A 25,826-nucleotide genomic window follows, 5' to 3' on the forward strand; every position below is an offset into this window, starting at 1 on the left:
TACGGTCCGGCCCGCACGGACGGGTAAGATGACCTTTACGGCAGACGAGCCGGGCGGACGGCCGCGTGGGGGTTCTTGTGGACCTCCCCGAGGAACGTCCGGACTCCACACGGCAGGGTGGTGGGTAACGCCCACCCGGGGCGACCCGCGGGACAGTGCCACAGAAAACAGACCGCCGGGGACCTCGGTCCCCGGTAAGGGTGAAACGGTGGTGTAAGAGACCACCAGTGCCCAGGGTGACCTGGGCAGCTAGGTAAACCCCACCCGGAGCAAGGTCAAGAGGGGCCACCGAAAGGCGGCCCTGCGCGGACGATCGAGGGCTGCCCGCCCGAGTCCGCGGGTAGACCGCACGAGGCCGGCGGCAACGCCGGCCCTAGATGGATGGCCGTCTCCCGGCCGACCGCGAGGTCGGCCGGCGACAAAATCCGGCGTACAGCCCGACTCGTCTGTCGCGTAGACGGAAGGTTGCCCCTGATCTGGGAAAACACCAGGTCAGGGGCCTCTTTCATCATCGGAGTGATCCTCAAGACTGCTCACTCTTCGTGACTGATTCCGGGTGTTTCTGGCTGCTGTGTGGCGATCGTGTGGCGCTGAACGGCCCGCCCGACGCGTCACTGGGGCAGGAGTCTGAGCGCGAGTGCAACCAAGCGCATCGTCCCTTGGTGTCGGCACTTATGCGACTGGAGTACGAGTTTCAAGATCCGAAGCGGACGCTACGCTACTTCTTGGCCTGGCGGCCACGATGATTGCCGTGGGCGGCGCCGTAGGCATAGCAGCGCACGAGTCGATACCCGAAGCTAGAGATGGGGCCAGGACGGAGACGTCCGGTAATGATCGGGTCAGTTTGTCGCAGGACCAAATCGATGCTCTGATCGCGGCGGCCGTGCGCGGGGGAATGACGCCGACCGAGGCCCGTACATACGTCATTGAGGGCGCCGCCGGGAAGGCCGGAACTCAAGAGGCTCAGAGTGGTGGAGAGCGCAGCCTGTTGCACCTTGACGAGGACGACGACGGGAAGATTGGCGACGACCTGGTGGACATGATCCCTGGGGCCCCCGAACTGCCTCCGGTCTTCGCGCCCTTTCCGGGCAGTAACGATGGTGTGAAGCCACCGAGTGGTGGAGCGTTGCCGCCTGGTCCGGCAGGGCCGTGTGACCCTACCGGCGATTTCCCCGCCTGCACGCCCGAGCCCGACCCTTCCCAGGCGCCCATGCCGTTCCCTGCTCCTGAGCCGTTCCCTGTTCCTGAGCCGTTCCCCGCCCCCGAGCCGGTACCTCTCCCCGAGCCCGTACCGACGGGCGAGCCGGTTTCGGACCAACCGCAGGGCCAGGAAGCCGTCGTCGTGAGTTAACGAATGTTGTGCGCGGGATGATGACGAAGGACGCGGATATTCTGGGAGCGGAATGTGCCCATGAATGCGCCCGCCTCCCCCGAAGGCTTCTCCGGCTGATACTGCTCCGGAGGACGCCTCTTCGGGGAATGCGGGCGCGGGTGGTCTTGCTGTGGATCTGTTCTGCGCCGGTTCAGACCAGCAGTTGAGCGATCAGCTTCCGCAGGGGGGCTTCCAGCTCCAGATTGTTGCCCCGTTGGATGCCTTGGATGTATTCGCTCGCCGCGACGAGTTGGGAGAAGCGGCCGGCGGGGGAATCGAGTACGGACCCGAAGCAGTGCCAGACCTTTTTGGCGACTTCGGGAACGGTGAGGCTGGAGACGTAGAGGGTGGCTGCGTCGTATCCGGTGGGGGCCAGTCCCCAGCGTTCCCAGTCGATGATGGACAGTTCGGGGCCGACGAGGTTGGACCACTGGATGTCAGCGTGTGCTGTTGTCCATTCGGGCACCTGTGTCTGCACGTCGGCTCGGATGAACTGCGGCATGGCCCAGTGGAGTCGTTGCTGACGTACGGCCACTCGGTCGGTGGGTACCGATGAGACGACGGCCAGGGCGCGGCGCAGTGATGCCCACCAACTGTCCGGCAGATCAAGCACTTCCGGCGGCAAGGGGCCTTTGCTTACGGGTTCGCCCTTGAGGCGGTCATAGAGTTCGGCCCGGTAGGCGTAGATGCCGTCGTTCCATTCATGTACGCCGCGCAGTCCGGGCCGTGGGACGCCGTGCGGGATCAGCTTCTCGGCCATTTCCGGGCCGTCCCACGAGGACGTGGCGACCTTGTCTGCGGGCACGGCTGCCAGGCGGAGCCAGAGGCGGTCTTTCGCGGGCTTGCTGAGGGTTTTGCCTTCCCAGCCCCATGTCTCGGCGGGCTCCGCTGTGACGAAGAGGGCGCTCGCGGCTGTGCGGTGCGCGCGGCGCATCCGCTCGGCTGTGGCGTCATCAGGTGCGGAAGGCATCGGTGATTCTCCGGAGATCGTTGGTGTCGAGTGAATGTCCCAGGGCCCCTTGGGCGGCCTCGGACCAGTGCTTTGCTGTACTTGCCGACAGTAAAACCCTGGTGACGCCGGGGGCGGACGCCACGGTGCCGAGGATGATGCGCAGCGGGGTGGCTCCGGGCAGTAGTTCGTCCGCGACGGGGGGCGTGATGATGTCGGTCAGTTCGCCGCCGTGGAGCGGAGCGGACGCGTAGACGTCGAGGCCGGCCGACCGGGCGTCGATCAGTACTCCATATCCGTCGACCGCGTCCGCGAGGGGGCCGAGTTGAACGAGGGACAAGGGGAGCTGGATGGCTCGGAGCCTGTGAGCGGCTCCGCCCGCCGAGCGGGCCAGGTCAACGAGTTCTTCCACGGTCAGTGATCCGTCGTGCAGGGCGGACCAGGTGGCCACCCCGTACCCCTTGATCAGCCCTCGGTTGCAGCATTCTTCCAGTGCGCCGAAGGCCCTCAGGATGCGGTCCGCCAGGCGTATCGGGGAGGGGCCGCCGTGTTCGGGGTTGTGAAGGAACACGACGTCGGGCGTGCGGCCCAGGGCCTCCTTGCTGCGGGCGACCTGCCATCGCACGTACTGGGGGGCGAGACTGTGGCCCTGGCCAGCTTCGGAATGGGTGAGGACTCGCCTGCGTACCGCTTCGTCCTGCTGCGGTTCGGACAGGAAGCCCACCTTGGTCGAGAGCCGGACGCCCCGATGCGTCTTCAGGACGGGGGCCAGGAGGGCCTCGTCCTTTCCGTGGTGGTAGTTGGGCGCGGTGTCGATCCAGTACACCCCGCTCCGAATGGCGGCTTCGGCGGCTTCCGGTACGCCACGCGCCCGGTAGGTGCCCATCCCGAGGGCGGCGGTCACCAGATGCTCCCGGCCGAGACGACTTGCCCCTTCACCAGCTCGGTGATGATGCTTGCGGCCTGCGTCAGGGAGAGGCCGGTTCCGTAGACCAGATCGCGGAGCTGGTATCTCCCCGGGCCGGTCAGGCGGTCCAGCAGTGGCCGGGCGGCGGGGGCGAAGGTCCACGTCTCGCCGCCCGCTGTCAGTACGGCGTTGCCGTTCTCGTCCGACGCCAGCGTGTGCCGCGTGGTGAGCATCTCCACCGTCACGTTGGCATCAGCCGCTACTTCGGACACGAACGGAAGGGACGGCCGCAGCCTGACACGCTCTGTGGCGTCGCGGTGCTCGGCGTACCGGTCGATCAGGTTTCCGCTCTCCAACTCCTTGGCCAGCAGACCGCGGAGGGCACCCACGAATTCCTGTTTGTCCGCCTGGGTGCCGAATCGGGGGAGGTCGGCACGCACGATCTCTTCGGTCCGAAGTTTCTCCGACAGCCAGATCAGCAGATCGGCTCCGGTCGTCGTGGTGAGCCCACACGTCAGGTGCAGGGAGCGTTCGCCTTCGGAGGCCGCGACGCTGTGCCACCATCCGCGCGTCAGGTAGAGCATGTCGCCGGGCGTCAGAACGAACTCATCGACTGGCTTCTCCGGAGGCACCTCCGGTTCCGCGACGTCCTGGTGCATCGGAGAGATGCGGGTCGGACCGTACACCTTCCAGCGCTTGGCGCCCGAGATCTGGACGACCACGACGTCGTGGTCGTCCCAGTGCACGCCGAAGCCCTCGCGCCCCGTCCAGGACGCGTACGCATTCACTTGCACCTGGGTGCGCAGGGCCGCCTCAAGAGCGCTCGCGAGGTAGCGCACGCCGTCGTGCAGCTCATCGATCGCGTCGATGACCAGGGTGGCGCCGTTGGTGAGCTGGTCATGCAGGGCGGCCGGGTGAAGCCGCTGCCACACCGTGCTGCGCCGGGTGACCAAAGGAGCGGTGTAGGCGTCCTGAGGGATGACTTCTCCGTCGGCGGAGAGGCGAAGTCGAGGAGGCTCAAGGCGGTGGCGGGCGAGTAAGTCGTTGAGGTCGTCCCAACCGAGACGGTCCCAGCCCATGAGGGCGGAGAGATCGTCATCCGCGCCGGGAAGGACACGATGGGTGCGGCCGAACGCCTCGGTGAGGAAGTCCTCACCGAGGCGGGCGACGACCGCAGATGTGCGAGCGGTCATGATGTGAGTCCTCGTCAGTCGTTGCCGTCGGACTTGCCGGCGGTGGTGTCGGACGGGGTCGACATCCTGGCGCGAGCGGCAGTCACCTTCGCGCGGGCCACCAGAAGGCCGCCCCCGCTCGGGGCGGGGTTGGCCTGTGTTTCGTTCTCCATCTCGATCTCCTCACTCGTGATGTTTTCCGGCTCGGGGCGGTTCCCCGCGCCGGTGGGACCCGCCCCCACCGGGGAGTGGCCGGGGACGGGGGATCTCCCGGCGGTCGACCGTGGTGGGGGCGGGAATTGCCCATCCCCGCGTGGACGCGGCGAGGATGGAATCTGTGGGATTCGTTGCGGAGCTTGGCGAGCCCCTACTTCTTTTTCTTGTCCGCCTTCTTGGCCTTCTTCTCCGCGTCGTCAGCCGCGCGCCGCTCTGCGCGATTACCCTGCTTGTTGGGAAGAACCGACCTCTTCGACTTGTCGCTGCGGACTGACATTCCGTCCGTAGCGCCGCCAACGCTCCCCGCCTTGCGTTTGAACCGCGACAACTCGTCCTGCTCCTTTACCGCTTGGGGAGATGGGAATATGCGCTCTGTCGAAATCTGGTCGTTCGAGAATGGACCCTCAAGCCTGGTTCAGGACGGGTTACGAACCGGTGTACCGTGACGGACTTTTCCATCAGCCACGGTCCACGGGTCTCGAAGAAGAGCAGCTTGTGCCCATGCAGTCCAACAGACCTCATATTGCCGATCTCGTGATACCGCTCTTGGATGAGCAGGAGATCACCGATCGCGACCTCATGAGGACCGACGAGCGCGGCATAAGTATCCGGCGGAGGCTGGGGGCGAACGTCTCTCGACGGATAGCGTATGTACATCAGTTTCTCCAGATGCTGATCACGAGCACGAAACCGAGAGCCAATACGGTGGCGATGTAGGCGATTTGCTCGTTCCTGGGACTCACGCCAATGCCGTCAGTTGCATCCTTAGACGTTCGTGAAGAAGGGGACTGCCGAGGTGATCAAGTGGGAACCAACGCACATGTCCTGTCTTCTCCATGGAGGGCAGGACTGCACCGGAGTGTGCGTAGTAGAGATATCGAAAGCCGTATCGCTTCCGTGGCTCGCCCTCCGGATCATCCGCCGCCAACACCTCGATCAGAAGTGGACCGTCGGCAGCCGGAGGCGTCCACACATCGCAGACCCCGTAGTTTTCCCTCAGTACGCGAATCGCCGTGTCGCTGAGAGACATATCCGAGTCGTTCGGGGAGTCCTCGGTGAAACCCCACCTCTTCCCGTGCCAGAGGGCAAGTGCTCGTTGCTGCTCATCTACGAGTACTGCTCCGGCCCTTACCGAAGGACACCTTCCATGGTGAGAACAGCGGCCGAGACGGGAGTGATCGAGCAAGGCATCGAAAAGCGGCATCAAAGCTGCTGTTTCGTCGGGATGATGATGCAGGTAGCCGTTGATCTCTTTGGCGATGGAACTCTCCCCAACGCTCATCGCCATGCCTCGCTTTTGCGACGAGATTCCGGGTTGAGTACGGTGAAGTGTCTTCCTTGTCGGCCTGTCATGTTCTTTCCCTGCCAGGCGACATCACGTGACGGTCGGAATTCTCGACGAGGAGCTCGGCCCAGACCCGCTTACCCCATCGGTACACATCCGTGTCCCAGCGGTAGGCACAAGCGTCGATGAGGAGCATCCCCCGGCCGGCCTCTGCGTCACTGCTGGGCTCTCGGACGACGGGCGCAGTACGGGAGTTGTCGCTTACGGCAATGCGTACGCGGCCTTCAGCGGTGCGGTTGATACTCACCCGCATCAGGTGGCATCCGCTGTGCCGTGCGGCGTTCGAGGCGAGTTCGGAGACGATGAGCACCCCCGCGTCAACGAGGTTGCCGAGTCCCCAAGCGTTCAGGGCCGCGCTGATCAGCAGGCGAGCGCGGCCCGCAGACACAACCTCGCAGGGGAGCGTCTCGCTATAGCCGGGAGTGCCGATCGCGGTGGGTCTGGTCGCAGTCATGGTCACGGGGTCTTCCCTCCGGAGTGGTCGAACATCTGGCCCTGACGAGGCAGAGCCGTTGTTCTCCTCCATGCCGCAGAGCGGGGAGCCTTGGGGGATGTGGCCAACTCGGCGGCAGCGGCGTCAACTTCGGGATGGGGGACAGCCCTGGTTGATTCCGTGTCTTGACCGTACGGTCGATCCCAACGCAATAGGACTGACTGCGAGTACGTGTTAGATAGCTGTGTGCACTCAGGGGAGTCCATGACCGCCAAGGCGCCCGCACGGCGACGTGCGGCCACAGGCACCATCGCCGGATTTGTGCTGCGCCTGGCCAGGGAGAGCATCCCTCGCACCCAAGCAGGGCTGGCCGAGGTGCTGGAAATCGATCTCGCCACTGTCCAAGGCTGGGAGACAGGACGTCGCCCCTTGGCCAACATGAAGGCGGGGGCGCTCCTCAACCTGCGGCGTCGGATACTGGCGCTCGGAGCCGATGCGTCTGTCGTCGGGCTCTTGGATGCCGCTATGGATGCAGACCAAATCGTCGGGGTGGCTACGGTCGCCCCGGATCTGGTCCGGGGTCACCCACTTGCGCAGTGGGTGCACACGCGAGACACGGCACACATGATCGCGTGGGCTGTCAACGGCACCACTCCGCCGTCTCTCGCCCATCGCCCAGCCCAGCCCCGTCGTGGACCTGTCGCGGCTGCGCCGCTCCTCCTGGCCCAAGACCGTGAGGCGTTCTTCTCCCATCTGAGAAGCGCGGCTGAGGCGGCGGTGCGGTCAGGCGGGGACGGAGTCCTACTGCATCGTCAAGCGCTCTACCTCAGCTCTTATGACAAGAGTCCAGAAGCCACGTCGTGGACGGCCTCCGCTCTCCACGCCCGCCGTGGAACCCTCGCCGCGAGAGGCTGGACGCCCCATTGGGCGGAAGCTCGCTCAACCGCTACAGCGCTGGCGCGACTCGGTGATCCGCAGCCTTTGCTTGACTTCATCGATCGCGCCATGGCTGACGACGATGCGGCCGAGGCGGCGAACCTGAACTACTGGGCGTACTGGCTAGGAGCGCTTCCCGAGCCACAGGTTGATGACGGCTTCATGCGCGACCGTGACCTGTCGGGCTGGGACCCGGTCACGTTGATGCGTTGCCTGGTGAAGGGACTGCACCAAGCGCCTGGGTACGTTGACCTGTATGTCCATTCTCTCTGGGCATTGATGACAGCTCACACATGGCTCCCGCTGGCATCGCCGGCCGTCGCTGGCCAGCTCGCCGAGCAGGTGACCCGACTGCTCGACGGAGGGCGAATCTCCTCACGATCACGTCGGGAACTCAGTGCCGTGCGTTACGTTCTACGCGAGAATCGCAAGTGGCAGACCGGAGGGCATCATGGCGGACGACACCGACCAGGCGAGGGGCACCGCGGGATTCCTGCTGGAGATGGGGATGCTCAAGCGAGCCAAGAGAAGCGGGTGGTGGATCGCTGGCGTCAAGGACCCTGAGACCATCGCCGAGCACAGCTTCCGGACCGGCATCATCGGCGCCGTCCTCGCCATGATGGAAGGCGCGGACCCGGCGAAGGTGGCTCTTCTCGCGCTGTTCCACGACACTCAGGAGACCCGCGTCAGCGACATCCCTCACATCGGTCGGCGCTACCTGGAAGCAGCTTCGAACGAGAAGGTCACCGCAGACCAGGTGTCGGCCGCGCACCCGGCTGTACAGGCCGGTGTGCAGAGTGTTGTCGAAGAGTACGAGAACGGCGATTCGCTCGAAGTCATCGTCGCCCACGACGCCGACAAGCTGGAATGCCTTGTCCAGGCTGTGGAATACCGTGAACAAGGCTATTCGAATGTTCAGAACTGGATTGACAGCAGCCTCGCGAAGCTCAAGACCGCTTCCGCGCAGGCCCTCGCTGAGGCGGCTCTGAACATGACCTCGGTCGAATGGCAGAAGACCTACCTCCGCTGACCGCCGCCTGCGCGCTCCCCGGCCCGCGAAGCCGCCCCGCTCCTGCTGATGGGGGCGGGGCGCTCGCATTTGCTATGCGGCCTGTTTTTCTGCCGAGGCGTACCCGTCCACGTAGACAAGCCCATTCAGATGGGCTGCGATCTTCCCAACACCGCGCTCGCAGCGGTAGCGCACAGTCCGGTCCGTCACCCCTTGAAGAGCACCCGCCTCTTTGTCGTGCAGGTCGGCGCCGTAACGCAGAACAAGAGCTTGGCGCTCGCCTAGAGACAGAGGGGTGGTCGCCCAACCTCGCCGGATGTCGGCGAGGTGGGCGAACAGGGTGTCCGAAGCGCGCTTGTCGACCGTGCCCTTCGGCATGTCCGCCGCAACGCCTTCTACAAGACGTTCAAGCGGGCGCTTGCCGTGGCTGGACTCCCCGAGGACTTCCGCTTCCATGACTTGAGGCACAGCTTCGCCTCACACGCCCTGGACCAAGGCGTCGCCGAGTCCACGGTGCAGATCTACATGGGCCACGCCTCGCCGGACGAACTGCGCGAGGTCTACCGGCATCAGGTGAAGGGTGCCGCAGCGCGAGACAGGAAGGCCCTTGAGACAGTTTTCTTCGAGGAGACTGAGGATGTTGAGATCCCCGCTGAGGTGTTCGAGGATGGAGAGGCCGCCACCTAGAAGTGGCGGCGCCACCCCTCTTCGCCAGGGGTGTGGCGATGGCGTGGCGATCGGCTTCTTCCGAACCACGTTTCCGCAGGTGAAGACCTGTATGTGCACCCTTTCCGGCGTACAGCCCGACTCGTCTGCCGCCACCTGTGGCTTTTCCTGGGATAGGGCCTCCGGCCCCCGAGGGGCCTCGCGTTTTCCGGACAGGCGTTTGACCGTCCATTTCACGCGCACGCTCGTTCTTCAGGGCGCCGAAGAATCATTCGGCCATGGCGTTCTCGAATCAGATCCCGGTGCGAACTCGGCCGACATGCAGTCGCTTCCGCGGTCGGAGGGAAATATCGCGCGGACCGAAAGGTTCGTGTTCTTTTCCGCGCTGCTGATCGCCCTGGATATCCGAACTCGTGCTTGCTCGCCGGCGGGGATCTTTCGTTGTCCCAGGCCGCGTGTTGGCTTCAATGCCCCAGGCAGCGTGTGGTTGTATCGCGACAGCCAATCGCGGTCATTCGAGCAGGTCAAGCCTTCGATGCCGGGTGATGGCGGACATCTGCTCCACAGTGGGGAATACGTTTCATGACAGATGACAACGAAAATGCGCGTGCGGGACGATCGCGCGGGAAATTGAGCAGGCGACGCCTTGTCCAAGGGACAGCGGGCACCTTCGGTGCCGCTCTGGCATCCGCCGGCATCTATAAGATGATCGACACCATTGCAAAACCACCGGACCGGCCCGCTGCCGCCGACAGTGCGCCCATCCAGGAACAATACATCCTGCAGAACGAGCAGGTGGTCATGGTCAATGGCACGGGCGTGAAGAGCAGCAAAGGAACGATTGCGGTCCGAGTGCCGGCCATGCACGATCATGTCGTTACCGCAAGGCTGAATGTGTCGGCGAATGCCAAGGAGTTGCAGGAGGCGCAGCACCACCTGGAGTCCGTCCTCCTGGATCTGGAACGCCGATTTCCGCCCACTCCCACCGGAGTGGCCACCATGGTGGCCTGGGGACTTCCCTACTTCCACCAGTACATTCCCACCCTGCGCAAGGCATCGGGCTTCTTCAAGGCGGGAACGCCTTACCCAGCGTATCTGCCGGTCGATGTGGTGACCTCCAAGACGGAGGGCCATACCGTCTACGCGCTCCAGGAGGCCAGGACGTTCCCCAGCGACGAGCCCCCGCCCGGCTTCGGACCGGTCCGCCTGGAACAGAACGACGTGGCCGTGCTGCTCCGCAGTGACTCGCTCGCCAATATCCTGGCGGCCTCCGACGCCCTCTTCGGGCCTGGAGACAACCGGGCGGGCAGCCTGTTCAAGGTGACGAGTATCCGCCAGGGATTCTCCGGGGGCGGTTTCTACGGGCAACAGGGCCTGCCGAGCAAGCTGGCGCTGGCAGCCGATATCCCCGGTGCACAGTCGATTCCCCGGCAGGCGCAGGGCTTCCTCGGCTTCGCCACCACCCTGGATTCGAATATGGGACCCGGCACCATCGCCAATCTGGAGACCCTGCCCGGCCTCACCGATCAGTGGCCCGACGGGTACTTCAAACAGGGGACCACCATGCATCTCTCGCATCTGTTCCAGAATCTGGTGACCTGGTACGAACAGAACTTCCCCCAGTACGGGGATCGCGTCCAGGCGATGCTCCATCCCGGACTCTCGCCCGCGCCGGGCACACTCGCCCTCCAGCCGGCGGGGCAAAGCGAGGCCGAAGTGGCGGAAGGGGTCAAGCGGTACCACTCCTACGGCCACACCGGGAGCATGTCGCAGGTGGACAGCACCACATCGCCGATGACCAGCAACTACGGGAAGGCCTACCCCACGGGGACGACCATCCCCGTGCGCGGCGATTTCGCCACGCTGGACAATCCGTTCCACTACACGTCCGATCCGACGGCAGACCACTACAGCGAGAAGCCGGCGGCCGGGTTGCACTTCGTTCAGTTCCAGCCGACGATCTCGCTCTTCAATCTCGTTCGGCTCTCGATGGACGGCCACTATCCCGATATGACGCTCCCCGTCGAACCGCGCAGCCCCCACGCCGGCATCAACTCGGTCCTGAACACGACCCACCGGCAGAACTATCTGGTTCCACCACGCCGCCATCGCTCCTTCCCGCTCGCCGAGTTCCTTGTCTGACACGCGCCGCGCGCCGGGTCCTCAGGGCTGTTCGGGCCGCCTCCCTCCGGTGCGTGGGGGTGGCGGGCAGCCGTGACCAACCCTCGATGCCGCCGGGTGAGCAGGGGGCTGCGGTCCGCTCGCAGCTACTGGAGCGGGATCCGGTGGCGGAAGCTGCTGCGGTTCGGACCGTTCCACTGGCGGGATCTCGCTCCCTGGCGCGCGGTCCGGGTGACTGCCGGTGTGGTGGTGCCGCTCGTGGCCGGGGCGGCCGGCGGGCATCTCGACTACGGTGCTTTCGCGTCGCTGGGAGCGCTGCCGGCCGGGTTCACATCCTTTCAGGGCGTGACCCGCAGCCGGGTGACGGCCGTGGCGCTGGCCAGCGCCGGCATGGCCGTGTCCACCTTCGTCGGCGGGGCCACCGCCGCGGCCGCGCCGTGGATGCTGGTACTCGTCGTCATCGTCTGGGGGTACCTCGTCGGGCTGGCCGTGTGTCTCGGACCGCGGCTGAGCGTGGCAGCCATCCAATGGTCCGTCGCGCTGCTGATCGCGGTCGGCCTTCCACTCGGGCCGAGGGAGGCCGCGCTGAGAGCCGGTCTGGTACTCGCCGGGGGATTGTTCCAAGGCATTCTCGTCGCCCTTTCCTGGGCATTCCGGCGAGGCGACCGGGAGCGCGCGGCGCTGGCCGAGTCCTACCGGCTCCTCGGGGCGTACGCCTCCCGGTTGGCTGCCGGGCACTTCGAGCCGCCGCCGGCGACGCCCTTCCCGGCCGCCGCGGCGCTGGCCGACCCCAACCCGCTGCTGCCCGTGACCGTACGGCTGAACCAACTCGGCCTGCTCGAACAGGCCGAGCGCATCCGCACCTCGCTGGCGGCGCTGGCCGAGGGCGCCGCCGACGACCTCTCGGGGGCCGTGTCCGATTCCGCCGCCGCCGCCCGCGCGCTGGACCTCGTCGCGGACACACTGAGCTCCGGACACGCCGACCGTGTCAAGCGGGTCGGCGAGCTGCGCCAGTACGTGACGGAGCTGGGTGTTCACTCCGGCACACGGTCGCACTGGGCCGCCGAGGCGCTCTTCGGGCAACTCCGTGCCGTCACCGGAGACCTGGCCCGCCTCGACTCGCCGGCGGGGCGCGGCCCCGAGGGCGACAGGAGGAGAAGAACCGTCGTACCGACCGCGCAGGACGACATCGGATGGACCGCGCTCACCCTGCGCGCCAACCTCACCCCCGCCGGCGAGACCGGACGTCACGCGGTGCGGCTGGCCGTGGTCGCCGGGCTCGCCGAAGTGCTCGTCCAGGCCACCGGCCTGTTCGAGGGCCGGTGGGTGGTTCTGACGATCTTCCTGGTGCTCAAGCCCGACTACACCTCCACGGTGTACCGCAGCACCCAACGCGTGATCGGCACACTGGCCGGGGCCGGCGTCGGCGCGGCGGCGGCCTGGGCGGCCCACCCCGCTCCAGGCTGGCTGATCACCGCCGCCGCGCTCACCGTCGCGGCCGCCTATGCCCTGTTCGAAGTGAACTACCTGCTCTACAGCGGCTTCCTCACCGCCTACGTCGTGATCCTCCTGGACATCCTCGGCTTCCCGGCGGAGACCACCGCCATGGCCCGCCTCGTCGACACCGCGATCGGAGGGGCGATCGCGCTCGTCGCCTACTCCGTGTGGCCGACCTGGGAGGGCCTCACCGCCCAGGAGAAGTTCGCCCGGCTCGCCGAGGCCAATGGCAGGTACGCCACCGCCCTGCTGCGCCAGTTGGCCCACCCCGGAACGTACGGACCGGCACAGCTGCGCGCCCTGCAAGCCGCCGCCCGCCGCGCGCGCACCGATGCCGAGGCCTCCACGGCGCGCCTGGCCGACGAGCCCCCGCATCCCCCGCTGACTCCCACCGTCGCCGTGACATTCATCGCCGCGGTGACCAGGCTGGCCCACTGCGAACTCGCCCTGCACGCCGTCGTCCCGCCGCACGGGCCGGCCGCCGGCAAGGGCGGTGCGACGGCCGGTACCGATGTGGGCCGGCTCGACTCCATGGCCTCCGCTTTCAGCACCACGATGAACTCCCTCGCCGAAGCGCTCAGAACCCTGGAGCCACTCGGTCCGCTTCCCTCGCTCCACCGGCTCCGGACCGAGCCGCGTCACCGGACCAGCCTCGACCCGCGTCTCCCGCTCGTCATGGACAACCTGGCGGACGCCGCCGATACGCTGACGGACGTCCTGCGCCGGGCTCTCGCCCCAACCTGACCGGGCGCGCGGCCGGCACGGCAACCGCGTCCGCCGGTACCGTCCGTCATCGACCGGGCGGCGTCCCACGGCGTGCCGGTGGGCCCGGAAGGGAGTTCCTTCCGGGCCCACCTGGCTTCTTCCGGGCCCGTCCGTGGTCAGGGGCGCGGGGGGTGTGTCAGCGGATCGCCGTGCCGAAGGCCTTGCCCGCGGCGGGGAGGCCGTTCTGGCCGGGCTGGTAGGTCGTCGCCGTTCCGCCGGTGCCGCTGGTCGTGTTCGACCACGGCAGGGCGTGGACGGCGCCGTAGGCGGACGGTCCGTTGGGCATGCCGATGTACAGGTGGGTGCCGGTGGCGTTGAGATGGTTGCCGACGAGCTGGGACGCGCCCAGGGCGCCGGGCAGGCCGCTGGTGTTGCCGGCCTCGATCCAGAAGTCGGCGTCACCTGGAGCGCCGAGGAGCGGGAACGTCTGTACCGCGCCCGCGTCCGTCGCCGTACCGAGGTCCTCGCCGGGCAGGCCGACCGCCAGTCGCAGGGTGGCGGCGGTGCCCACCGCGCCGGGCGCGGTGTTGACGGCGGCCACCTGGGCGCCGAAGTGGTCGTTGGGCTCGGGGTCGCCGGACACGCCGTCGATGTCCTGGTGGATGTCGCCGAACTGGGTGATCGCGCCCGCGGCGGTGACGCGGACGATGACCACACGGCCCGCGTCGTCATTGGCGGAGGTGCCGACCTGGAGGGCCTCGCCTGGCGAGCCGACGGCCACGATCGAGTCGGTCGCGGCCGCGGCGCCCGACGGACGGTACGCGATCATCGACAGGGACTCGCCGAACCGGTCGTCGGCCTCGGCCGAGCCGCTGAAGCCGTCGGTGTCCTGGCTGATGTGCGGGAAGGGGGTCGGGATGCCGTCCGCGCTCAGTCTGTGCTGGAAGACATGTGTCATGCCCGCGCCCGCCAGCTCGCCGATGGCCTCGCCCGGGGCACCGATCGCGATGTGGTTCGGCGAGCCCGCGACGGAGGCGCCGAACCGGTCGTTCGCCTCGATGCCGCCCGAGACACCCGGCTTGTCCTGGTGGATGGAGACATTGGTGGTGCCGCGCAGATAGAAGGCCATGCCCGCGTTGGCGAAGCCGTCGAGGTCCTCGTTGGGCACGCCGATCAGCAGATACGGCTCACCGGCGGCGGTCTGCCCGGCGGCCAGCGAGTCGCCCATCCGGTCCCCGGCCTCGGACGCCGAGGCGAGCATGGAGGCCGTACCGCTGCCCTGGACGAGCTCCAGCGGGGCGGCGCCCGTGGTCAGGCCGCCGCGCGCACCGTAGAGCACCGATGTCATACCGGCGTCGGCCTCGGTACCGATGTCGTCGGCGGGAACACCGACGACCAGGTCGCCGCATCCGTCCTCGTTGTGGTCGAACACCGCCAGATCGCTGCCGAACCCGTCACCGGCCTCGGAGCCGCCCGGCACGGTACCGAGGTCCTGGGTGACCTCGAAGGTCCCCTTGCCCCCGCCGTAGACGATCCGTACCAGCCCGGCGTTCGCGTCGCCGCCGACGGTCGCCTTGGGGTCGCCGACGGCGATGTCCTCGACACCGTCACAGTTGAAGTCGGTGGGGCGGGCGGTGGTGACGGTGGCGGTGACCCAGGCGGCCAGATCGTCGGTACGGGCGGCGACCGCGCCGGTGCGGGTCTCCTTCTCGCCGAAGCAACCGCCCTGCCAGGAGCGGCTGTTGACACCGACCAGCTGGGCCGTGCCATTGGTCTCGCGGAGCAGCGGACCGCCGGTGTCGCCCTTGCAGAGCGCGGCGTTCACCCCGGTGACGGCGATGTCGTCGGCCCCGGCCGTGTCCACCGTGAACGCGGCGGTGTGCACCGCGTCCGGTACCCACTCGGTACTGGTACGGCCGAACCCGGCGGCCTTCAGCTGCTCGCCCGCGGTGACGGCGGTGGCCGACAGGGCGACCGGGGTGATCCCGGTGGCGGGCCTGGCGAGCCGGGCCAGTACGACATCACGCCCGGCGCGCGGCACCAGCTCCACGATCTCGCCGGTCTTCCCGGAGACCGTGGCGGTGGTCCTGAGAGCGGGTTTGCCCGCGGCGGCCGTGGCGGTTTCGGGGTCGGTGGCGAAGCAGCTCGCGGCGGTGAGGATCCACTGCGCGTCGACGAGGGAGCCGGTGCAGGCGCGGGCGGTCTCGTCGGCGCCGATGGCCAGACGGGCGGTGAAGGCGTAGCCCCCGGCGGGAGCGGCGTCACCGGAGACGGCATGGGCCGGGGCGGCCACGAGGGCACCCGCGGCGGCGACGGCGGCCAGAAGGACGGCGGTCGCGGCGGTTCTGGGACGTACAGAGGTCACGTTTCTCGATTCCTTGAGGCTGGGCGGCGCGGCAGGGTCAGCCGGTGACGCGGATCTCGACGAGCACGGATCTGGCCCCGCCGACGGTGCCCTCGCCCACGCTCTCGAAGCCGCCCCTGGCGACGTCGACGGTGGTGGTGGTGCCGTTGGCGGTCAGGTCGGCGCTGATGGGGTGCTCGGCGGTCTCCAGGGCGAAGACGCGCGGCAGTTCGAGCGTGAGGTATCCGGTCCTGGCGGTGGCCCGGAAGCAGTAGTTGTCCTTGCGGCCGACCGCGGCGTCCCCGACGGTGTAGACCTTGATCTGATCGGGCGTGGTGTCGCACTCCACGAGCAGGACGCGTCCGTCGCCCCTCTTCAGTTCGATGCCCTCGGTCGCCAGGACATCGGCGGCACCGGGGTAGGTGTAGTCCTCCACCGCGACCGGCGGTAGGTCGGCCGCCGCTTGTGAAACGCCGGCCGCCGTTCGCGGGGCGGCGGAGTCATCGGCGGCGGCGAGTGGAATTCCGATGACCGCGGCGAGAGCGCCGAGGACCCCGGAAATCAAAAGGCTACGGGTGCGGAAAGCCATCCCGCACTCCTTTCTGACATGGCGCCTGCATATATGAGGGCCGTTGTCCATCGAGTAATGAAAGTGAAAAGGCGAAACCGAAACTTAACCTCCCTGTTGACTGGTCGTCAATGTGATTTAACCCTTCAACTCCCGTCAACTCCATGACAGTTGACGGTATGTGACGACAAGTCATGGACTGTCGGACGATCAGTGGCGCATTCCGCTCATAGTGCCGTCGGCCGGATATCCGATTCACCCGAAAGATCGTGAGCGTTATGCTCACTTCTCCGATATTTGGCGACCGGTGATATGTGTCGCCGATGACGAGACAGGTGTCCTGTGAATCGAAGAATGAACGGGCGGGATATGCCCGGGAAAGCGTCGCGCGTGCTGCGCGCGGCGGCATTGGGCCTGCTGCCCTTCGCCCTCACCGTCGGTCTGCTGGGCTCCGCGCCCGCCACGGCCGGTGAACTCCCCCGGGAAACGGCGCGGATCGCCGCTCTCGCGGAGGTGACCGCGACCGACCGCGGTCAGGTCGTCGACTTCTGGAAGGAGGGCGGTCCTGGCGTCAAGGCCGCCGCCGAGGCGGCGCTGACGGGCAGTGACGCCGATGTGCAGACGTTCCTGGCGGCCGTGGACGATCTGTCCTTCCAGGACGAGCGGGTGAGCGCCGCCCAGCTCGCCTCGGTGGGCGGTACGGAACTGCTGACGGCTGCCCGTACGGCCCTCACGGGAACCCAGGAGGACCTGGAGATCTTCCTGAGCTGGGGCTGGGAGGCTCCGATGGAGCAGGATGACCGGGTGCGGGCGGCCCAGGTCATCGACGCGGGCGGGCCGAACGTGCAGGACGCCGGGCGGGCCGCGCTGAACGGCTCGTCGGACGACGTCAGGGCGTTCCTGCGGGAGGGCCAGTACGTCCAGCGCGAGCAGGACGAGCGGGTGCGGCTCGTCCAGGTCATCAGTGTGGGCGGTACCAATGTGCGGGCCGCCGGCCGTATCGCGCTGAGCGGCGGTGCCGCGGACATCCGGGAGTTCCTGGAGGTCGGGCAGTTCGTCGCCCGTGCCAAGGACCAGGAGCACGCCACGGTCGCGCAGCTCGCCGAGCAGGCGAAGGAGGCGGGCCGGCAGGCGGCCGAGGAGACCGCGGCGGCCAAGGCGGAGTCCGCGAAGGCGGTCGAGGCGGCGCGGCTCGCCAAGGAGGCGGCGCTGAGGGCCGCTTCGGAGGCCGAGGCGGCCAAGGACGACACGGACAAGGCGGCGCGCGCCGCGGGCCGGGCCGCGAAGGCGGCGTCACAGGCCGCCGCTTCGGCGCAGCAGGCGATCGACGCGTCGCGCGCGGCGAACAACTCGGCGCGGGTGGCGGCGAACGCGGCCTCGCAGGCGGCCGCCGCCGCGGCGGGTGCCTCGCAGGCGGCGTCACGTGCGCGGAGTGCCGCCGCGGACGCGGCGGTGGACGCGGGTAACGCGGCCGCGGCGCGGACGGCGGCCGAGAACGCCCGTACCGCCGCCAAGGGCGCGGGACTCGCCGCCGACGCGGCCGATCAGGCGGCGGTGGCGGCCGACGCGGCCGGTGACGCGGCGCGTTCGGCCGCGGGCGCGGGTGCGAACGCGAACCTCGCCGCCGACGCGGCGGTCGAGGCGAGCAACTACGCGGGTCAGTCCAGCGCCGCCGCCGCGGAGGCGCGTGCCGCCGCGGCGGCGACCAGGCGTCATGCCGCCGAGGCGAACCGGGCCGCGTCGGCCGCGGAGGCGCTGGCGCGCAAGGCGGCCACGGCGGCACGTGAGGCGCGGGACGCCGCCCGCTCGGCCGCCACGCACGCGAACAACGCGGCGCAGGCCGCCGATGACGCGGCCGAGCACGCCGGTGACGCGGCGCAGGCCGCGGCGCGGTCCACCGCGCACGCCAACGCGGCCACCGAGGCCGCCAACGCCGCGAGTACCGCCGTGGCCACGGCGCAGAAGGTCTACACACTCGCCCGCGAGGTGGAGGCCGAGGAACTTCTCGGGCGTACCAACGCGGGTATGGAGCGCGCCCGGGACCAGAAGGAGGCCGACAACGCCCGCACCGCCGGGCTGACCGGGCTGGAACAGGCCGTACGGGACCGGGACACGGAGCGGGAGCGGCTGGTGGCCGAGGCCGCCGAACCCGGGGCCGATCTCGCGGACATCGCCGGGCAGGGCCGCGAGCTGGCGGTGCTGGCGATGAAGAACGGCACCGCGTGGGGCCGCGGCGCCGCCGAGGCCGCGCTGGGCGGCCCGGACGAGGTCGTCATCGACTATCTGCGCAACGGCTGGGAGACGGCCGGGCAGCAGGACGACCGGTCCTATGTCGAGCGCCTCGCCGAGGAGAGCGAGGTCGCGGAGGTCCGCGGCGCGGCCGAGACCGCGCTCGACGGTGACGCCGCCACGGTCACCGCGTTCATCGGTGACGGCCAGTACCGGGCGGGTGCCCAGGGCATGCGGGTGGCCATCGCCCAGGTCCTCTCCGGCACCGGACCGGACGCGGCCGGACCGGAACTGACCGAAGCGGGCCGGGCGGCCCTGGACAGCGGTGATCCGAAGAAGTACAGCGCGTTCCTGACCGGTACGCAGTTCACCACCCGGACCCAGGACGAGCGTGTCAGAGCCGCCCAGCTGATCTCCTCCGCCGGTCCTGAGGTGCGGTCGGCGGCGCGGATCGCGCTGGAGGGCTCGCCGCGGACGCTGCACGCCTTCATCGTCTCGGGCCAGTACACGGCACAGCGCAAGGACCATCTCACCGCCACCCACGTGGCCCAGGTCCAGAAACTCATCGCGGACGCCGCGAAGGTCGCGGCCACCGCCCAGCAGAACGCCGCCACCGCCCAGAAGGTCGCGGCCACCGCCCGCAAGGCGGCCGCCGAGGCCGACGAATGGGCGAGGAAGGCGAACGCCTCGGCGACCCAGGCCCAGGGATACGCCGACCAGGCCCTCCAGCACGCCAGGGACGCCGAAGCCTCCGCGGCCAGCGCCGCCGCCTCCGCCAGGACCGCCCGCGACGCCGCAGACAGCGCCAACATCGCCGCCGACGACGCGGCGAGGTCGGCGGCGGACGCCACGCTGTCCTCGGAGATGGCCCAGGCGTCGGCGTCCAGCGCGTGGTACTCCGCCGACCAGGCACGCCAGTCCGCGCTCGACGCCGGCAAGGACGCCGAAGCGGCGCTCGCGGCGGCCACCGAGGCGTTCACCATCGCCGTCACCAAGCAGCGGGAGGAGGAGGAAGCACGCCGCAAGGCCGCCGTCGAGGCCAAACAGAAAGCCGAGAACGACCCGGGAGCACGCGCCCGCGAGATGTACCGCTGCGGCCAGGCCTACATCCCCTGCGACCCGCAGGGCTTCGCCCGCTGGTGCCAGCACAACGAGATCTACTGCGACATCCTCTCCATGGGCGACGAGTTCGGCGACGCCATGGACGAACTGTGGGGCGTCACCAAGGAACTCACCGGCCTCGGTGAACTCGAAGCCTGCCTCGACAACAAGGACTTCGACTCCTGCTCGGGCCTGGCCACCGATGTGCTCATCGGCGCCAAGCTCAAAGCCCTCGACAGGGCGTTCGACAGCCTGAAGCTGCTGAAGCGAGGCTGCAAGATCCTCAGCAAGTCGGCCGTCAGCGGCACGTCGGCCGTCGGCGGACCGGCCGCCAGGTCCACGGCGGTGTCCGGGTCCACGGCGGTGGGCGGGTCCGTGGTGGCCCTGGCCGCGGACGTTCCCTGCGTCGAGCACAATGTCCCCGGCTTTCCCCGGGACAAGTCCAAGATCACCAATGGCCCGGGTGACTGCAAGGCGTGCGCCGAGCAGATCCGGGACAGCCTCGGCGGCGGTGAGATCATCCGGTTCGAGAAGCCCGGCAACTTCTTCGGTGACTACCGCGAGCAGTACAACACCTGGGACCACCACTACGTCGTGGTGCGCGACGGCCGGGTCTATGACGCCTTCACGCCCAAGGGCGGTGAGACCATCGCCAAGTACAAGTCCGAGTGGTTGTACGGCGACATAATCAACTTCGGATTCTGAGGCGGCGGATGGACGACAAGGATCTCAGGGAACTCATCGGGAAGGTCCGGGACAGGCCGGGACTCTACGGTCTCGACGGCACCTACTACCCGACCGTCACCTTTCTCGTGGGGCTCGACATGGGCCGCTCGGGCCGCTTGCTGGACGGGTTCACCGAGTGGCTCCTCAGGAGAAAGGGCGAGGAGTCGAGCCTGGGCTGGCAGTCGCTCACCCTTGAGGAGGCGTTCCCGGATGCCGGGATCCGGCACTGGGGCGCGCTGGCCAAGGACCAGCAACAGCTCGCCGTCGACCGCCTCTTCTCCCTGCTGCTCGGCTTCCTGGACGAACGGGACAGCGCGTAGCGGAGGGCGGTGAAGACGCCGGCAACGGAACCGGACGAAGGGAGGGCGCCGCCGGTGATTCCGGCGGCGCCCTCCCGCGTGCGGCACCTCACGGCGTCAACTCGGCAGGTGTTCCGAGTGCTTCAGCGCTCCGGGTGCTCCGGCCTCCGGCCGGTCACGGTCGCGGTCGCCGCCGTGTCCCCGCTCGCCCTCGCCTGTGCGGACGGGTCGCAGGATCCGTGACATGCCGACCGCGACCACGCAGAAGGCCACCGGGAGGAAGAAGGTGAGGTTCAGCGGGATGAAGCGGGTGAGCGGGCCGATGACGGCGGGGCCGGCGAGCATACCGAGATAGCCGAGGCCCGCGACCCGGGAGACATTGGTTCCCGCGGCGTCCTGGTCGGCGTGGCCCGCGGCGCTGAAGAGCTGCGGGATACAGCCGGAGAGACCGATGCCGAAGACCGTCCAGCCGATCAGGGCCAGGGGGATCCACGGGGAGAGCGCGACCGCCGTCAGCCCGGCCGCGCCCAGGGCGGCGCCGTACCGTACGACGGCCACCGGGCCGAAGCGGGCCACCACCCGGTCCGTGAGCAGACGTCCCACGGTCATGGCCGTGGAGAAGGCGCCGTACGCGAAGGCGGCGGTGGCGGCGGGCGCGTCGAGGACGTCCCGCATCGCCAGCACGCTCCAGTCGTTGGCGACCCCTTCGCAGAGCATCAGCATCAGCGCGAGTGCGGCCAGGGCCCAGATGCGCGGGGGTGTTCCGCGTACGGTGGTCCGGCCCCGCGCAGTGTCAGCAGCCGCCTCCGGTCCGGCCACCGCCTCCTGCCCGGCCGCCGCGTCCCGGCCGCCCGCCGCGTCCCGCCCGTCAGCCGCCCTCCGTCCGGCCACCGCCTCCCCGGCATCCGCCGGTTCCGGTCGCAGCAGCGCCGGTGCCGCGAGTGCCGTGACGACGACACCCGACACGCTCACCACCCCCAGGGTCGTGGCCGCGCTCCACCCCCAGCTCAGCGTCCGCGCGCCGGCCAGCGCCGCGAGCACCCCGCCCACCGAGAAGAAGGCATGGAAGGCGGACATCACCGGCCGCCGGTAGCCGCGCTCGACCTGGACGGCGTGCGTGTTCATGCTGACGTCCAGACAGCCGTTGCCGAAACCGAGCAGCAGCAGAGCCGCGCCCAGGGTCCAGGCGTTGACCGCCAGCCCCGGCAGCACCACCGCCGCGCTGCACAGCACGGCACTCACCGGGACCACCTTGCGCGCGCCGAACCGGTCGGTGAGCGGCCCGGCGAACTGCATCCCCGCGAAGGCACCGCCGCCGAGCAGCAGCAGGAGCCAGCCGAGCACGGCGTGACCGATCCCCGCCCGGTGCTCCACGACGGGGATATGGACGACCCACACGCCCAGCACGAAGCCGTTGAGGGTGAAGAAGCCGAAGGTGGCCAGCCGGGCGGCGCGCAGCGATCTTTCCATACCGGGTCTCTCCGTATCACCGGGTTTCTCCATGTCGGCGAACATAACAAACAAGCTTGATGTTCGAAAGCGCGTCTATCGAACATTGCTTATGTTCGGCGAAGTGTGTTGAATGACGGACATGGCAAGCACTGACCGGCTGCGGCGGATCACCGACGCCGTGCGCGAGAGCGGACAGCTGAGCGTGGCCGAGCTCGCGGAGCTGACCGGCGCCTCGGAGATGACGGTCCGCCGTGATCTGGAGGTGCTCAGCGACCAGGGCGTTCTGGAGCGCTACCGCGGCGGGGCCAGAAGCCTGCTGCTCCGGGGCGAGGAGCCCCCCTTCGCCCTCCGGGCCCAGGAGGGCACGGAGGCCAAGCGGCGCATCGCCGCCGCCGTCGCGGAACTGATCACCGACGGCGAGTCGGTCGTCATCGACAGCGGCACCACCTGTCTGGAGGTGGCCCGTGTGCTGGAGGACCGCCGGCTGACCGTCATGCCGCTCTCCCTCCACGCCGCCAACGCGCTCACCGGCGCCCCGCGCCTGAAGCTGCTGCTGCCCGGCGGCGAACCGCGTACGGGTGAACTCGCCCTGACCGGCCCGCTGACCGAGGCCTCGCTCGCCGCGCTGCGGTTCGACACCGCCGTCATCGGCTGCTGCGGACTGACCGCCAAGGACGGTCTGACCGCGTACGACCTGTCCGACGCGGCCGTCAAGCGCGCCGCGATCGCCTCGGCGCGACGGGTCATCGCCGTGGCGGACGCCGCGAAGTTCTCCCGTACCGCGCTCGCCTTCGTCTCACCGGTCTCGGCGCTCCACGCCGTCGTGACCGACGAGGCGGCTCCGGAGGAGGAGACGCGCGCGATGGCCGCGGCGGGTGTGACCGTACGCAAGGTGTGATCCTCCTCGGGTGGTGGGGGAAGGGGCCGACCCACGACAATGGGTGCGTGGCGGCCGGCCCGGACCGGGCGGTCGTCATACCCGGCGGGTAGGTGTTCACGTATCCGCCGCAGGTTGACCGATCGAGGAGCGACCATGGCTGGACAGTTCGAGGCGACCACAGAGATCGACAGGCCCGTCGAGGAGGTATTCGCCTTCCTCGCCGCCGGTACGAACGACCCGCAGTTCAGCCCCAGGGTGCAGGCGATCGAGAAGGTCCCGGAGGGGCCCACGGCGGTCGGTACCGTCTTCCGCAGTACGGTCAAGGACGCGGGCATGACGACCAAGCGGGAGATCCGGATCACCGAGCTCGAAGCGCCGCACAAGATCCGCTGGACCGAGACGTCCAAGAATTCCGTCACCTCGGCCGAGGGCGGTTACGACCTGGAGAGCGTCGGCGACGGCAGGACCCGGGTGCGGATCTACAACATCCTTGAGGGGCACGGCATCGGCAAACTGCTCGTCGGTATCGCCCTGAGCGCCTCCCGCAAGGACGCGCCGGCCTTCGGCGAGCGGATCAAGAAGGCCGCCGAGGCGGCCTGAGCGGAGTCCTCGCACCACGGGCCCCGGGCGGTGTCCACCGCCCGGGGCCCCGGCGTGACGATCGCGTGTACGCCTCCCCCCGCTTGTCTTCGTGTGCGCTCGAACTCCTAGCGTTCCTCGTATGAGCACTCTTGAGAGCAGGACGCTGGGACGGAGCGGTATCACCGTCGGCGCACTCGGATTCGGCTGCTGGGCCATCGGCGGTGAGTGGCAGGACCGCGACGCCCGTCCGCTCGGCTGGGGCAAGGTCGACGACGAGGAGTCCGCCGCCGCGCTCCACCGGGCGCTCGATCTCGGCATCACCTTCTTCGACACCGCCGATGTCTACGGCACGGGCCACAGCGAACGCGTACTCGGCCGGGCGGTGCGCGGGCGGCGGGACGAGGTCGTCATCGCGACCAAGTGGGGCAACACCTTCGACGCGGCGACCCGCACCCTGACCGGCACGGACGCGACGCCCGAGTACGCCCGGCGCGCGCTGACCGCGTCGCTGGACCGTCTCGGTACGGACCGCATCGATCTCTACCAGCTCCACCTCTCCGACGCGCCCCTCGCCCTGGCCGCCGAACTCCGGGACGCCTGCGAGGAGTTCGTACGGGAAGGCCTGATCCGCGCGTACGCCTGGTCCACCGACGACCCCGAGCGGGCGGCGCTGTTCGCCGAGGGGGAGCACTGCGCGGCCGTGCAGCACGCCTGCAATGTGCTGGAGGACGCACCGGAGATGCTCGCGCTCTGCGCGGAACGCGACCTCGCCAGTGTCAACCGCGGTCCGCTCGCGATGGGACTGCTCACCGGGAAGCACGCGGCCAAAAGCCGGGGCGCGAGCGGTGACATCCGGGCCGTACCGCCCGCGTGGCTGCGGTGGTTCGGCGAGGGCGGAGTCCCGGCGCCCGAGTGGGCGGCGCGGGTGGAGGCCGTACGGTCGGTCCTCACCAGCGACGGCCGTACCCTCGCCCAGGGCGCGCTGGCCTGGCTGTGGGCGCGCAGCCCGCACACGGTGCCTATCCCGGGGTTCCGCTCGGTGGCGCAGGCGGAGGAGAACGCGGGAGCGCGTGCCTACGGGCCGTTGCGGGAGGATCAGCTGGCGGAGATCCGGACGGCGCTGACGGCCGGGTAGGAGCACCTGAAGAAGGTGGGGGCTCGGACGGCCCGCGTGTGACGCGCGGGCCACGAGCGTGGTCGTGGCCCGTTGTGCGCCTCGGTCAGTTCGCCGGGGCGGGGGTGGTGCCGATGTAGGCGGTGAAGGTCGTGAAGGCGTGCGAGGCGACGGTGAGGACCGGACCTTCGGGATTCTTCGAGTCGCGTACGGTCACGGCGGCGGTGCGGGCCGCGACCTCCACGCACTGTCCACCGGTGTCGCCGCTGTAACTCGACTTACGCCACTGTGCCCCCGTCAGATGCGGCTTTCCCCCCATGGTGCTCCTTCAACACGCGGGCAATCAGTGCCGCCGAGTCCCTGATGGAGAGCGCGGCGGCCTGAAGCTGATGGTAACGAAGCGCACGTTTCCGGACAGCTTGAGGATCGACCGTCGCGTGCGCTGTCTCGTAGTCCTCGCTGTAGGCGATGTCCGGGGCGTCCTCGGAGCGGAGAAGGACGAAGGAGCCCATCAGGCCCGAGTGTTCTCCGGCCGAGTAGGGCAGGATCTGGATCTGGACCCACTTCGCGTTCCTGAAGGACAGGAGGTGGGCGAGCTGGCCCCGCATGACCTCGCGGCCGCCGATCGGCCGGGACAGCACCGCTTCGTCCAGTACGACCCAGAGGAGCGGCGGACGCGGGCGGTTGAGAACCAGCTTGCGGTTCATCCGCGCCGCGACCAGCTCCTCGAAGTTGTCCTTGGTCACCGCGCCGAGCACCGCCCGCGCGTACTCCTCCGTCTGCAGCAGGCCGTCCACAAGCTGCGTCTGGAACGTGCTGATGTGCGTCGCCTTCGCCTCCATGTCCGCGTACGGCTGGAACCACGGCGGCAGTTGGCTCTTCAGCACCAGTGGCAGCAGCCGTGTGAAGGTGCCTCCCGTACCCAGCGCCGCGTCGACCGACTCCGAGAACTGCCTCGTCGGCAGCTTGTGCGTGGTCTCGACCTGGCCGATCAGCGAGCCCGTACAGAAGATGATGTCGCCGAGCTGTCTCTGGGTGAGGCCGGCCGCTTCACGCAGTCGCCGCAGCTCACTGCCGTAGTAGTCGAGAGGGGAAGCGCTCGGGTCCAGTTCGCGCGTGTTCTTCAAAGGAGCCTCCAACGACACGAAGGGTTCTCGATTGGTAGCCCACGGTAGTGGCTCGATTGTGCTCCTGGCCTCGAAT

At 68.7% G+C, this 25,826-nt stretch carries 22 protein-coding genes and 1 other RNA gene; 11 read left to right on the forward strand and 12 right to left on the reverse strand.

Annotated features, from left to right (window positions below; all coding sequences use genetic code 11):
• Positions 1 to 45: 45 nt before the first annotated feature.
• Positions 46 to 449, forward strand: an RNA gene (rnpB, locus tag OG214_RS27535) — RNase P RNA component class A.
• A 1,074-nt stretch (positions 450 to 1,523) separates the two neighbouring features.
• Here the strand turns inward: rnpB and OG214_RS27540 are convergent.
• The 6 genes from OG214_RS27540 to OG214_RS27565 form a co-directional block, all read right to left on the reverse strand.
• On the reverse strand, positions 1,524 to 2,342 hold the full coding sequence (locus OG214_RS27540; RefSeq protein ID WP_405986252.1) for a hypothetical protein: 819 nt from the start codon (positions 2,340 to 2,342) through the stop codon (positions 1,524 to 1,526).
• A complete protein-coding gene (locus tag OG214_RS27545) occupies positions 2,326 to 3,225 on the reverse strand; it encodes an aldo/keto reductase (RefSeq protein ID WP_363084708.1) in 900 nt (299 codons plus the stop codon). Before OG214_RS27545 ends, OG214_RS27540 begins: the two co-directional genes overlap by 17 nt.
• On the reverse strand, positions 3,222 to 4,421 hold the full coding sequence (locus OG214_RS27550) for a cupin domain-containing protein (RefSeq protein WP_405986253.1): 1,200 nt from the start codon (positions 4,419 to 4,421) through the stop codon (positions 3,222 to 3,224). Before OG214_RS27550 ends, OG214_RS27545 begins: the two co-directional genes overlap by 4 nt.
• Positions 4,422 to 4,435: 14 nt before the next feature.
• On the reverse strand, positions 4,436 to 4,573 hold the full coding sequence (locus OG214_RS27555) for a hypothetical protein (protein WP_405986254.1): 138 nt from the start codon (positions 4,571 to 4,573) through the stop codon (positions 4,436 to 4,438).
• 782 nt (positions 4,574 to 5,355) lie between these two features.
• Positions 5,356 to 5,904, reverse strand: a complete 549-nt coding sequence (locus tag OG214_RS27560; protein ID WP_405986255.1) for an NUDIX hydrolase — start codon at positions 5,902 to 5,904, stop codon at positions 5,356 to 5,358.
• Positions 5,905 to 5,965: 61 nt separating this feature from the next.
• The gene (locus OG214_RS27565; RefSeq protein ID WP_405987634.1) at positions 5,966 to 6,415 is read right to left on the reverse strand and encodes an ATP-binding protein; all 450 of its coding nucleotides are present in this window, start codon (positions 6,413 to 6,415) and stop codon (positions 5,966 to 5,968) included.
• 1,366 nt (positions 6,416 to 7,781) lie between these two features.
• Here OG214_RS27565 and OG214_RS27570 point away from each other — a divergent pair.
• Positions 7,782 to 8,360: an HD domain-containing protein gene (locus OG214_RS27570; protein WP_363084713.1), complete on the forward strand. Its 579-nt coding sequence runs from the start codon at positions 7,782 to 7,784 to the stop codon at positions 8,358 to 8,360.
• A 72-nt stretch (positions 8,361 to 8,432) separates the two neighbouring features.
• Here the strand turns inward: OG214_RS27570 and OG214_RS27575 are convergent, their stop codons facing one another.
• A complete protein-coding gene (locus OG214_RS27575; RefSeq protein ID WP_405986256.1) occupies positions 8,433 to 8,795 on the reverse strand; it encodes a hypothetical protein in 363 nt (120 codons plus the stop codon).
• Between OG214_RS27575 and OG214_RS27580 the strand changes: the two genes are divergently transcribed.
• From OG214_RS27580 to OG214_RS27595, 4 genes are all read left to right on the forward strand, one after another.
• Entirely contained in the window at positions 8,763 to 9,026 is a 264-nt protein-coding gene (locus OG214_RS27580) for a tyrosine-type recombinase/integrase (protein WP_405986257.1), read from the forward strand. The genes OG214_RS27575 and OG214_RS27580 overlap by 33 nt on opposite strands.
• Before the next feature lie 43 nt (positions 9,027 to 9,069).
• Entirely contained in the window at positions 9,070 to 9,591 is a 522-nt protein-coding gene (locus OG214_RS27585) for a hypothetical protein (RefSeq protein ID WP_405986258.1), read from the forward strand.
• On the forward strand, positions 9,588 to 11,147 hold the full coding sequence (locus OG214_RS27590) for a hypothetical protein (protein ID WP_405986259.1): 1,560 nt from the start codon (positions 9,588 to 9,590) through the stop codon (positions 11,145 to 11,147). The genes OG214_RS27585 and OG214_RS27590 overlap by 4 nt, the downstream gene beginning before the upstream one ends.
• A gap of 72 nt (positions 11,148 to 11,219) precedes the next feature.
• Positions 11,220 to 13,367: an FUSC family protein gene (locus OG214_RS27595; protein WP_405986260.1), complete on the forward strand. Its 2,148-nt coding sequence runs from the start codon at positions 11,220 to 11,222 to the stop codon at positions 13,365 to 13,367.
• 157 nt (positions 13,368 to 13,524) lie between these two features.
• Here the strand turns inward: OG214_RS27595 and OG214_RS27600 are convergent, their stop codons facing one another.
• Both OG214_RS27600 and OG214_RS27605 read right to left on the reverse strand, forming a co-directional pair.
• Positions 13,525 to 15,693 (reverse strand): S1 family peptidase, encoded by a 2,169-nt coding sequence (locus OG214_RS27600; protein ID WP_405986261.1) that lies wholly within the window; start codon positions 15,691 to 15,693, stop codon positions 13,525 to 13,527.
• A 37-nt stretch (positions 15,694 to 15,730) separates the two neighbouring features.
• The gene (locus OG214_RS27605) at positions 15,731 to 16,261 is read right to left on the reverse strand and encodes a hypothetical protein (RefSeq protein ID WP_363085085.1); all 531 of its coding nucleotides are present in this window, start codon (positions 16,259 to 16,261) and stop codon (positions 15,731 to 15,733) included.
• Positions 16,262 to 16,609: 348 nt separating this feature from the next.
• On the opposite strand from OG214_RS27605, the gene OG214_RS27610 reads away from it, so the two are divergent.
• On the forward strand, positions 16,610 to 20,275 hold the full coding sequence (locus OG214_RS27610) for an ALF repeat-containing protein (RefSeq protein WP_405986262.1): 3,666 nt from the start codon (positions 16,610 to 16,612) through the stop codon (positions 20,273 to 20,275).
• Between the two features lie 8 nt (positions 20,276 to 20,283).
• Positions 20,284 to 20,616: a hypothetical protein gene (locus OG214_RS27615; RefSeq protein ID WP_405986263.1), complete on the forward strand. Its 333-nt coding sequence runs from the start codon at positions 20,284 to 20,286 to the stop codon at positions 20,614 to 20,616.
• Positions 20,617 to 20,712: 96 nt separating this feature from the next.
• Here OG214_RS27615 and OG214_RS27620 read toward each other — a convergent pair whose 3' ends face one another.
• Positions 20,713 to 22,065, reverse strand: coding sequence for an MFS transporter (locus OG214_RS27620; RefSeq protein ID WP_405986264.1), 1,353 nt, complete (start codon positions 22,063 to 22,065; stop codon positions 20,713 to 20,715).
• A 121-nt stretch (positions 22,066 to 22,186) separates the two neighbouring features.
• On the opposite strand from OG214_RS27620, the gene OG214_RS27625 reads away from it, so the two are divergent.
• From OG214_RS27625 to OG214_RS27635, 3 genes are all read left to right on the forward strand, one after another.
• Positions 22,187 to 22,945 carry a DeoR/GlpR family DNA-binding transcription regulator gene (locus OG214_RS27625; protein WP_363086141.1) on the forward strand — a complete coding sequence of 253 codons (759 nt, stop codon included), beginning with the start codon at positions 22,187 to 22,189 and terminating at the stop codon, positions 22,943 to 22,945.
• 135 nt (positions 22,946 to 23,080) lie between these two features.
• Positions 23,081 to 23,527: an SRPBCC family protein gene (locus OG214_RS27630; RefSeq protein WP_405986265.1), complete on the forward strand. Its 447-nt coding sequence runs from the start codon at positions 23,081 to 23,083 to the stop codon at positions 23,525 to 23,527.
• Positions 23,528 to 23,648: 121 nt separating this feature from the next.
• Entirely contained in the window at positions 23,649 to 24,644 is a 996-nt protein-coding gene (locus OG214_RS27635) for an aldo/keto reductase (RefSeq protein ID WP_405986266.1), read from the forward strand.
• 85 nt (positions 24,645 to 24,729) lie between these two features.
• Here the strand turns inward: OG214_RS27635 and OG214_RS27640 are convergent, their stop codons facing one another.
• On the reverse strand, positions 24,730 to 24,942 hold the full coding sequence (locus tag OG214_RS27640; RefSeq protein ID WP_405986267.1) for a DUF397 domain-containing protein: 213 nt from the start codon (positions 24,940 to 24,942) through the stop codon (positions 24,730 to 24,732).
• Positions 24,902 to 25,750, reverse strand: coding sequence for a helix-turn-helix transcriptional regulator (locus tag OG214_RS27645; protein WP_363080840.1), 849 nt, complete (start codon positions 25,748 to 25,750; stop codon positions 24,902 to 24,904). Before OG214_RS27645 ends, OG214_RS27640 begins: the two co-directional genes overlap by 41 nt.
• Between the last annotated feature and the right edge of the window lie 76 nt (positions 25,751 to 25,826).

Origin of the sequence: Streptomyces sp. NBC_00872 (genome assembly GCF_045161915.1) — a bacterium.
Taxonomy (GTDB): Bacteria; Actinomycetota; Actinomycetes; order Streptomycetales; family Streptomycetaceae; genus Streptomyces.